At 62.1% G+C, this 10062-nt stretch carries 5 protein-coding genes and 1 rRNA gene; all 6 read left to right on the top strand.

The features are described 5' to 3' along the window. The first annotated feature begins 563 nt into the window (after nucleotides 1–563). Nucleotides 564–5249: an AAA domain-containing protein gene (locus tag QMK17_RS23650; protein WP_442972821.1), complete on the top strand. Its 4686-nt coding sequence runs from the start codon at nucleotides 564–566 to the stop codon at nucleotides 5247–5249. Nucleotides 5250–5407: 158 nt separating this feature from the next. After that, entirely contained in the window at nucleotides 5408–6598 is a 1191-nt protein-coding gene (locus QMK17_RS23645) for a metallophosphoesterase (RefSeq protein WP_283511732.1), read from the top strand. Nucleotides 6599–6722: 124 nt separating this feature from the next. Further along, entirely contained in the window at nucleotides 6723–7565 is an 843-nt protein-coding gene (locus QMK17_RS23640) for a Cof-type HAD-IIB family hydrolase (RefSeq protein WP_283511731.1), read from the top strand. Nucleotides 7566–7604: 39 nt separating this feature from the next. Continuing rightward, nucleotides 7605–8150 carry an LpqN/LpqT family lipoprotein gene (locus tag QMK17_RS23635; protein WP_283511730.1) on the top strand — a complete coding sequence of 182 codons (546 nt, stop codon included), beginning with the start codon at nucleotides 7605–7607 and terminating at the stop codon, nucleotides 8148–8150. A gap of 39 nt (nucleotides 8151–8189) precedes the next feature. Then, entirely contained in the window at nucleotides 8190–9542 is a 1353-nt protein-coding gene (locus tag QMK17_RS23630; RefSeq protein WP_283511729.1) for an IS1096 element passenger TnpR family protein, read from the top strand. Nucleotides 9543–9991: 449 nt separating this feature from the next. Next, nucleotides 9992–10062: ribosomal RNA gene (locus QMK17_RS23625) — 16S ribosomal RNA — on the top strand; the annotation flags it as partial.

The following is a 10062-nucleotide window of genomic DNA, read 5'->3' as shown; positions in this document are numbered from 1 at the left end:
ATCTCGATTGCATTTTCCCCGGTTGCCCCGTCGGTGCCGGAGGGGCAAGTCGATGCGTCGCCTTATCGTAGCCGCTCACAAACGAATTGCCATGTCAACGACCATATCTTCAAGTGTGACAGAAATCGCTTCCATCAAACATCAAGTAACGCAGGGTGTTTCACCGATGTTCAAGGAAACGGTTGTGAAATGTCACGGAAGGCTTGACGGCATACTGGTGAGTAGCGTTGCTGGAATTGACAATTGGTTGCTCTGGAGTCCAGTTTCTTACTGGCCGGTACATTACCGGCTGGTACTGCTCGATGGTTGACGCTGACGGGTTGGGCGTCGGTGACGCGCGCCTGTGCCGACGCTGTGAACAGCGGTGCGAGGACGCTGTCAGGGGCGCACATTGGCGACGGCGGTCATAGGCCGGCGGACACTGTGTTGTGATTTCACACCACTGGTGAGTCCAGAGGTTCGGACACGGTGACCGTATCGGTCTCTAGGACTAGTCTGACGGCTGTGTGCAATCGCACGCCCTGTTCTGTAGATGGTCGTTCGAGGATTTCAGAGGTTCAACAGTGTCGACTTCATCGGTTTCAGGTCGCGGACACGACCGCGATCTCGCGTCGCAGGCTGTCGAGGGGCGGGTTCTTCGCCTCCTGCAGTTTCTCCGAGAGATCGTGACTGTTCGCACCACGCCGGTACTGCAGTACGACGATCACCTGCGAGTCCAGTGGATCGACGGCGAGTCGGGCGCCGATCGTGTTCATCGTCGGGCAGCAGCGGGCGACATACTTTTCCGAGCGGGCAGGGTGGCAGTGGACGATCCGCCTGCGCTGCCGCAGGTGCTCGCGGGTCGCGTCGATGCCGCTGTGTTAGCGGACAGTCGGTACCAGGGCCCCGAGCTGATCGAGTCCGATCGCACCTCGTCACCGCTCGACGCAGAGGACGCGGACGTCGACTTCGATGTCCGCAAGGCATACGAGATTCGTCAAACCTTTGCGGCATACTCGGCCACGTGGCGTCGTTGGGCCGATGCGGATCGAAAGCGCAGGCCGCAGGCCTCGCTCTATCAGAGCTTGCAGTTGATGATGCAGGAACTTGCCTCCCGTCCCGAGTCGATCGAGGTCGTCGCCGCATCCGGACTCCTGATGGTGCCCGCAACCGACGTCACCGCCGAGGTCCGCACTCATCTACTTACTCAGTCCGTCACGATCGAGCGAGATGTGCGGACCGGCGACCTAGTGGTGAAACTGGCAGCGAGCGCCCAGCCTCGTATCGAGGACACTCAGCTGCTGGCTGGGATGGCCGGATTCGATGCATCGAGCTCGGTCGCGCTCCAACAGGCAATTTCGACCACCATCAGCTCGCCACTCGACCCCGCAGCGCCACCATTCCTTGCTCGGTGGGCTCACCAGGCATTGGGCACTGATTTCGACGTCCCCGACGTCACGGATCGGCCGTCCACGTTCGGCGCCTCAGCCGGTCCGACCATCCTGTTCGCCCCTGCGCTTGTCATGCGCAAACGAGATTCGTTCGCCCTGCTTGAGTACTACGAAAAGATGATCGCGGATCTGGAAGCGCCGGGCTCGCCGATCCCGCTCGGGCTCGCTCAGCTGGTGGAGGCGATCGAGCCGGAGGACCGACTGGCCTGGCTCGCACGCACCGGGGCCGCGGACGCGAGGGACCTCGCCGAGGATCCACTGTTCCCGCTCCCCGCGAATGCCGAGCAATCCCAAATCGTTCACCGACTCGGGCGTGACAGTGGAGTTGTGGTGGAGGGCCCTCCCGGGACAGGCAAGACGCACACCATCGCCAACCTGGTGTCCTCGTTGCTGGCGCGCGGGCAGCGTGTATTGGTCACCAGCGAGAAATCGCAAGCTCTGCGTGTGCTTCGAGAAAAACTTCCTCCGGAGTTGCAGGAACTCTGTGTGTCCATCACTGATCTTTCGCGTGGCGGTTCGGAGGAACTCAGCCGCAGCGTTGCTCGGATAGCAGATCGCAAAGCGGCGTACAACGACGTCGACGAGCTGGAGAAGATCGAGTCGCTACGGACTCGGCGCGACGAGGCGGTGGCCAAGCGCGCCGGGTTACTCGATTCGATCGCAGAGCTCAGGGCCTCGGAAACTGTTGTGCATCAGTACATTTCCGACGGATTTGATGGAACCGCCGCGGCGGTGGTGCGCCGGGTCGTGATGGCCGAGGAAGCTCACGAGTGGCTCCCCGGCCCACTGTTCGCCGACCGTCCAACGCTGCGCGGCACCGATGTGGACCGGCTTCGCAAGCTGATCGCCACGGCTCCCGAAGGACGCGCAGAGCGTTCGCGGCAAGCGCTGCCTGCGCTCGATACCATGTTGCCGAACTCGGCCGAACTGAAGTTGCTGTGCACGCGGGCCAGTGTCGAGTCATCGGAGACGACCGAACAGACTTCGCAACTCGTCGAATCTCTCGGCGGAGTCGATCCCTTCGAGGCATATGGCATTCGACGACTGTGCGAGGCGCTCGATGCCCGCGTGCGAGAAGTTCAGGAGTTGGACCCGGTCTATCGAAAGCTGACCGACTCGGTGCTGTCGGGCGAGGCAGCTCACCTGTGGTCGCGAGTGAGCGGCATCGTGTCGACGGTCGACGTTGCGGCCCAGTCGGACCGGTTCGTCGGAGCACACGATGTCCACAGCACCATGTCCACCAACGCTGCGCTGCACGCCATGCAATCGTTGGCGATGGCGATGGAGTCCGGACTGGAATGGAAGGTGCGATTCCGCAAGAGCGATCAGCAGCGGGCTGTCGAGGATCTGGGAATCGTCACCATGGTTGACGGTAGTCCGGCTGTCTCGGCCATGGCTGTCAGGCTCGCCACCGAGCACATTCGTGCATTGGACATCGTCAACACGGCGGCTGTTCTGCTCGGCGATCTGGACATTGCGGTGTCGACGGACGGATCTCGGTCGAGGCAGGTGAATGATCTGCAGCTGGTAGCGAACAAGCTGGTACGCGTGGCGGCCGTGTTGCATGCCCGAGATGCTTTGGTGCAGAGACTGTATGCAGTTTCTCCATCCGCTCCCTGGATTCGAAGTCTCGACGATGCTACCCAGTTCGCCGGAGCCGCCGGAGCGATCGCCACGCGTATCGACGCCAACGTCGCTCGTGCCGAATTGGATCGTGTGCTCTATTCTGTTGCAACAGAACTCGATTCGGGTCCGTCCCCGGAAGGCAATGCTCTCGTTGCCGCGTTGAGCAACGCGGATGCGGATGCTGTCGCGACGGCATCCGGCCACTACGTCCTTGCCTGCCGGGAGCAGCAGGAGCAGCGAGACCAGGACGAGCTGTCCGCGAAGCTGTCGGAAGCGGCACCCGCACTCTACGAGTTGGTGCGCGAGACGGCAGGCGACTCCGAGTGGGACGAGTTGAGCTGGCAGATGTCGAAGGCCTGGGCGTGGCGCCGCGCGCGCGAGTGGGTCAGCGAGCAGCATCAGGAGGGGCTCGAGCACCGGTTGGACGCGGAAATCGATGCCGTGGACGCCGATCTTGCCTATCTCACCGCCACACTCGGTGCGGCCATGGCGTGGCGCGACTGCCTCGAACGCATGACGGCAGTCGAGGTCCGCGCGCTGCAGACCTATCGTGAGCACATCTCTGCCATCGGCGCTGGCGCAGGCAGATACGCGGAAACTTTTCGCAGTGCGGCGCGTTCGGCAATGCGTGACGCGCAGAGCGCGGTTCCCGCCTGGGTTATGCCACTGCAGCAGGTACTCGCCTCGATTCCACCCGTGGCAGACAGTTTCGATGTGGTGATCGTCGACGAAGCCAGCCAAGCCGATATCAGCAGTCTGTTCCTGCTCTACTTGGCGCCGCGCGTCATTGTCGTCGGCGACGATCGGCAATGTGCGCCTGCGGACGTGCCTCAGACGGGCACCCTGGAAGACGTCTTCACCAGGCTCGACATGTATCTACCCGACCTTCCCGAGCACGTTCGGGCGACGCTCACCCCGCGGTCGAGTCTGTTCTCGATGTTGAGGACGCGGTTCGGACAAGTGGTCAGGCTGCGTGAGCACTTCCGATCGATGCCCGAGATCATCAACTGGTCGAGCCAGCAGTTCTACGGGGATTCACCGCTGGTGCCCGTCCGTCAGTTCGGCGCGGACCGTCTTCCGCCGCTGCGTCATACTTTCGTGCCGGACGCGACTGTCGCAGGCAAAGGATCCTCGTTGGTCAACCATGCCGAGGCACTTGCCATCGTGGGGCAGGTCGTCAAGTGCCTGGCCGATCCCCAGTACGACGGAAAGACATTGGGTGTCGTCGTGCTGCAGGGCACGTCGCAGGTGGATGAGATCCGCAACGAATTGATCAAGCGAATCGGTATCGACCAGTGGGAGGACCGGCGCCTGCGGGTGGGAACACCGCCGGACTTCCAAGGTGACGAACGCAGCGTTGTGTTTCTGTCGATGGTCGTCGCCCCGAATCAGATCTTCGTTGCGCTGACCGCCAATCAGTACAAGCGACGGTTCAACGTGGCCGCGTCCCGTGCCCAGGATCAGCTGTGGCTCTTTCACTCGGTCACCGTCGATCGGCTCAAGCGTGCGGATCTGCGCAATTCGCTTCTCGGATACATGACGTCGGTGTCTCCCCTGACCGCAACCCCGATGCCGACCGACGTGTCGAGGGATGCCCGTCACCAGGATTTTGCGTCCCTTTTCGAGCAGCAGATATTTTTCGAGCTGCGGGAGCGTGGATACCACGTCAACCCGGGCGCCCTGATCAACAACCGTCGCATCGATCTGGTAGTGACGGGAAGCTCTGCACGGCTGGCAGTCGAGTGCGACGGCGACACGTTCCCGTCCTCTCCTGAGCGTAGACTGGCCGACCTCCAGCGAGAGCAGGAACTCAAGCGCTGTGGGTGGACGTTCTGGCGGGTCCGTGAATCGGTGTACTACCTGGACCCCGTAGCTGCCATGTCGACGTTGTGGCCGGCGCTCACGGCGGCCGGAATCAATCCTGATTCGGTTCCGAGCGAGAGCAGTAAAGCGTCGCCCGTGGATTGGGCACCTGTCGATCTTGGGCCGGGACAGGAGGATCTGTTCACCGAGGTCGCGCTGCCGAGTGCTCCACGGGGAAACAACGGCGGCACTGGCGATTCAGGCGCTACCGACGCGAATGCGGAGGTCTGGACGATGCCAACCGACAGGCCCGAGCAAGAGCTTCCCATCGTGTCGAAGGAGTTGCCGGTCAATGGCTTTCACGACGGCGGCTCGCGGCGGAGGCGGTAGGCACCTCGCGACCGATCAGACGTGTGATGGATACCGCGGGAAGTTCGGGGATCTCCCGCTACGAATTGATGGCGTGCCCCAGGTCATCGGTTGTCGGTCGGCGTATCTTGGTGTGACCGTCCGTTCGGCGATCGAGGGTCACCAGTGAGGAATGCAGCATGGCGGAAACACGCCCGATAGACGAAGACAACGCCCGGGCCGCACGTGCTCGGCCCGCACGCCGGATCGTGATGTCCGCCGTTGTCTTGTTCGTTGTCGTCCTCCTGTTCGGGGTGCCGCTCTGGACGGTGTTCTTCGCAGGCTCGGACTGGCCGCGCGCGGTGCAGTTGGTCGGGTGCATCCTGGTTCTCGCAGCTGCACTGACGCTCCCCGCGGCGATGGTCGCCGGTCACTCACGTGGGGATGATCGGGCGGCGAGAATCGGCGACACACTGCTCGGCGTGGTGTGGGTTTCGTTCGTGTGGAGCGCGATCGGCGCACTCCTCGGGCTGGTCCTCGGTGCTGTCGGATTCGATGATCCGGCGTTGTCGCGAGTTCTTGCGGTAGCAGTGGTGATCGTCGTGGCAGTGCTTCTCGGATGGGGACACTACGAGGCGATGCGCGTGCCGCGTGTCATCGAGCGCGATGTCGTGCTGCCTCGTCTTGGGTCTGATCTCGACGGATTACGGGTCGTCATGATCACCGACACCCACTACGGTCCCATCGACCGTGCTGGGTGGTCGGCGAAGGTCGTGGAGGTCGTCAACCGCCTCGATGCCGACATCGCCTGCCACATCGGTGATCTGGCCGACGGGTCGGTCGAACGCAGGCGGCATCAGGTCGAGCCGTTGCGGGATGTGAAGGCTCGGCTCGCGAAGGTCTACGTGACCGGCAATCACGAGTACTTCGGCGAAGCTCAGGAATGGCTCGACCACATGGAGTCCATTGGGTGGACTGCGCTGCACAACAAGCACATTACCGTCGAGCGGGAGAGCGACTCCCTGGTTCTCGCTGGTGTCGACGACCGAACGGCGGCAGGTTCGCACGTCGCGGGCCACGGCGCAGATCTCGATCGGGCTCTTGCCGGCTCCGATCCGGAGTTGCCGATCTTCCTGCTCGCTCATCAGCCGAAGCAGATCGACGACGCTGTCCGGCGAGGCGTCGACGTGCAGGTGTCGGGGCATACACACGGCGGGCAGATCTGGCCGTTCGAGTACCTCGTTCGGCTCGACCAGCCGACCGTGCACGGCTTGAGTGCACACGGTGAACGCACTCAGCTCTACACCTCGCGCGGCACCGGCTACTGGGGCCCACCATTCCGGGTGTTCGCGCCCAGCGAGATCACGGTGTTGACCCTTCGTTGCGCGTAGTCCGAGGCGCCGATGTTCATGTCGTTCGGGTGCACGCCAACGCGGACGCCGACGTCGTCCAGCCCGACCGGGTCGAGGCTGCTCGTGTGACCGGCACGGTGTGGACAGCGTCAACGCTGGCATCATGTACGGGGTGACTGTCCGCCTAGTGGCCACCGACCTCGACGGAACACTCCTACGTTCCGACCGCACCATCTCACCGCGTACGGCAGCCGCGATGGCGTCGGCGCACAGCGCAGGTATCGAGGTCGTCTGGGCGACTGCACGTGCCAGGCATTCCATCGACGAGCTTGCGGTATCGTGCGGATTCACCGGTAAAGCGATCGGTGCCAACGGTGCCGTGGTTCTCGACCTTGCCGATGGCACGCCGGTGATCGCGGGTACCACCGCCATCGATGCGAAGTCGGTTGCCCACGCTATCGACCGACTTCGCGACATCGTTCCCGGCATCGTGTTCGCGACGGTTGGACCGACTCGCTTCGTCGCCGAAGTCGAGTACGCCGCATTGTGCACGTTCGCCGACCATCACCGGCATCCACACGAAATGGAAGTCTCCGCGAATGTTCTGACGGCTGAGCCGACGGTCAAGATCGTCGCGCGTCACCCCCTCGTGCCGAGCGTCGAGCTCTATCGAACAGTGCTTCGAGCGCAGGTCGGCGGCGTCGAGCTGACTCATTCAGGTGCCCCGTATATCGAGATGTCGGCAGCAGGGGTGTCGAAGGCGAGTGCGTTGGCTCGGCTGTGTAGCGAGTACGGCATCGGAGCTGAATCGGTAGCTGCCGTCGGTGATGCGTTCAACGATCTGCCGATGCTCGAATGGGCAGGGACAGCGCTGACGACGGAAAATGCGATGGACGAGATCAAGTCCGTCGCCGACCGGGTGTTGGCGTCCAACGACGACGACGGCGTTGCTGCTTATCTCGAAGAACTCGTACGCGCGCAATTTCGGACAACCTCGGAACTTTAGGATCGTCTCGAAACCTATTTCCGACGAGGAGACACTTGCATGGTCGAGGCAGAGGCGAACGCCACCGGCGACATGACCGTCGCGCAGTACCTTTCGGTGAACGAGATCGAAGTGATTCCCTCCGACCATGACCGCGCGTCGGCACTGGGTGTTCATGCGCCGATCCCTGCAGGCTGGCAAGCCGCACCGATAGAACAATTTCCTGGTGCGACGGACGTTCTCGTCGAACCTGGTCTGGTCCAGAACGGGTTCGCGCCCAATGCGGTGCTCTTGGTGGGAAGGCTTTCCTCCACTGTCGATCCTCGAAGCCTGCTGAACTGTTGCTTCACCGATGCGCGTCTACTACCCGGGTGGAGCGAGGGCGACGCCGACGTCGAGAACTTCGGTGGTTGGCCGTCACGCTTCATTCGCGGAACCTTCGAAGCCGAGCAACTGGCGCTGGCGGTAACCACTCGTTATGTAGTCATCGGCACCGACGAGCAGCACCTGGTGCAGTTGACGGTGACGATTCTGGCCGATCAGATGGACAGGCTCGCATTCGATGTGGCCGCGATCAACGACGGACTGTTGGGCGGAATTTTCTGACTCGTTGCAGTGTCGGCGTTCAGCGCTAGGGTCGAGAGCATGCCGAATCGCACGGAACGAGCGCGGCACCTGACGCTGGTGCCGGACATCGAGACCGAGTCCGATCCGGTTGCCGGGCGCTTTCAGGACGCACCCGGCGACATTCCCGTTGTGCAGCTGATTCTGTATGTCGACGTGATCGGCATGAATCCACCCGTATGGCGCAAGATCAAAGTTCGCTCCGATCTACTGTTGCCGGAGTTCCACGCTGTGCTCCAAGCGGCGATCGGATGGGGCGGCGGCACCGAGTACAAGATGTCGGGTTCGGCAGGCACCGGCTCTCAGGACTACTGCACGCCATTGCTGCTCGAGGAGACCGAGCATTGCCCTTCCGGGGACTACGTCAGAATCGACTCGATACTCCTCGGCCCCAGGGATCACGTGCGTTACCAGTACGGAAAGCGGTGGATTCACTCGATCGACGTGATGTCCGTCGACTTCGATATCGACGACCTCCGTCCAGTCTGCCTCGCGGGCTCCGGGATGTGCCCCCCTGATGAGGGTTACTCGGTGACCGACGCTCGCCTCGCGCAAGACGCGGAACCGACCGCGATGACAGTCGAGGCCGCCAATCGTCGACTGCGTGACTCGTGGTGCCTCCGCAGCCCCGAAACGGAAAGCTCGGCAGCGTCCCCGCTCGTTGCACGGATATTCCGGCGGGCGCGTTCGGCTCCGGTTCCGCGGTTGCTCGATCTGTTGCCGCGGTGCGAACTCACGATCGAAAGCTCAGTGGATCTTCCCGTCGCGCAGATCGCAATGGAAAAGATTTCGTGGTTCCTCCGGTGTGTGGGCGATCGAGGGATCCCGTTGACATACGACGGCCGACTTCCCGAGGCCGTAGTGGAGATGGTGCGCGAGCAACTGGATTGGGGTATCGGATGGGTGGGGGACAGCGCCCGCGAATTCGACCATCACCAGGCAACCGACCTTCGTGAAGCCGCAAAAGCACTGGGGTTGGTCCGCGTACTCAAGGGCACGTTGGTCCGGACGAAAGCCGGCGCACTTCTTGTCGACGATCACATCGGTCTGTGGCATCACTGCGCGGCGCGCCTCCCTCTCGGTCGACAGGATCACGAGCAGGACGCTGGGATTCTCTTTCTGGTTGCACTCGCTGCCTCGGCATCTGCGGTGCAGCGCGATGACATGGTCGTCGAGACGATGCATGCCCTCGAGTGGGGAGTGAATGCTCTCGATGCATTCGAAGCGCAGAAGGCAGCACACCCGACCGTCGCCTTCTTGGATCTGATCGGCGCGCACGGGCCACTTTTCTACCTCGGAAGCGGCGGTACGGACTCGCCGAGTTGGGCCCGACGGTTCGCTCGGGACGCGTTACGAACGGGCCGACGCCTCTGAGCAGGCGATTTGGAGTTCAGCGGCTCGTCGCGTAACTTTCTTCAAGTCAGAGCGAGACGGACACCGACCAAGTCTTCACGGGTTTGGACACGAGGTTGTACGTGCTTCTGGCCGAAGGTAGTATCTGCTGTGTCCCCCAAGAGTCGGGCCTTGTGTCCGAGACCAAGCTGGGATAGACTGGAACGGTTGCCCCGGATGCTGTCAAGTGTTGTGCTTGGTGGTTGATGGTGTGTGCGTGTTCTTTGAGAACTCAACAGTGTGTCGATGAATGTCAGTGCCGAATAGTTTTGGCGTTCATGCCTTTTGGTGTGAGCGTGTCGGCTGCGGTCCTTCTTCCCGTCGGATCGTGGTTGATAAATTTTTAGTGCTAGTTGAGTTTTTTTGCTAGTGATGTGGACTTGATGTCATTTGACTGATTAGCAATCTTCGGATTGTGATATCTAGAGTCTTTTACGGAGAGTTTGATCCTGGCTCAGGACGAACGCTGGCGGCGTGCTTAACACATGCAAGTCGAGCGGTA

This window comes from Rhodococcus sp. G-MC3, from assembly GCF_030063335.1.
In the GTDB taxonomy this organism is placed as follows: Bacteria; Actinomycetota; Actinomycetes; order Mycobacteriales; family Mycobacteriaceae; genus Rhodococcoides.
Note: the sequence above shows the minus strand (reverse complement) of the source record. Positions and strands in the feature narration are given on the sequence as shown.